This window comes from Kitasatospora sp. NPDC040550, assembly GCF_055594965.1.
In genome coordinates this window covers 1-655 of sequence record NZ_JBVIWC010000022.1, presented here as the reverse complement: position 1 = coordinate 655, position 655 = coordinate 1, and the positions used below count along the sequence as shown (strand labels likewise).

General features: G+C 68.1%; 1 protein-coding gene and 1 rRNA gene. Both read right to left on the bottom strand.

The window, feature by feature from the left end:
- Positions 1 to 226 (bottom strand): hypothetical protein (locus tag ACZ58X_RS28320; protein WP_470336416.1); only part of this gene is annotated, 226 nt, incomplete at its 3' end.
- Positions 227 to 563: 337 nt separating this feature from the next.
- Positions 564 to 655, bottom strand: a 5S ribosomal RNA gene (gene rrf / locus ACZ58X_RS28315); the annotation flags it as partial.

Below are 655 nucleotides of genomic sequence, written 5' to 3'. Positions count from 1 at the left end.
GGACGGTCGCCACGGTCGCGGTTGAAACCGCCACCCTGCGGACGGTCACCACGGTCACGGTTGAAGCCACCACCCTGGGGACGGTCGCCACGGTCGCGGTTGAAACCGCCACCCTGCGGACGGTCACCACGGTCACGGTTGAAACCGCCGCGCTCGCCACCACGGTCGTCGCGGTCACGGAACGACGGACGGTCGTCACGACGCGGACGGTCGTCACGATCGTCACGACGGAAGCTGCCACGGTCGTTGGACCAGCCCCCACGCGACCGGGGCTCGTAGCCTCGGCCGTCGTCCGATCGACGCTCGGGACGGCCCTCGGGCTGGTTCGACATCCTCGTGACTCCTTCTGCTGCTTCATCTCCACCGCGGACTGGGCAACGTCAGTGCCGGTCGTCACGCGGTATCGGCGCCGGCCTCCTGGCCGCGCACCATCTCCATTGTCCGGCATGTCGGAAGCGTCCGCGCCTGGGCGGAAGTCCCGGCCTGCCGGCCTCGTGCAAGTTCGCAAAACACAAAAAGGCCGCGGCCCCAGCGAATCGCTGGGGCCGCGGCCTTGAATAATTGTTCGGCGGCGTCCTACTCTCCCACAGGGTCCCCCCTGCAGTACCATCGGCGCTGTGAGGCTTAGCTTCCGGGTTCGGAATGTAACCGGGCG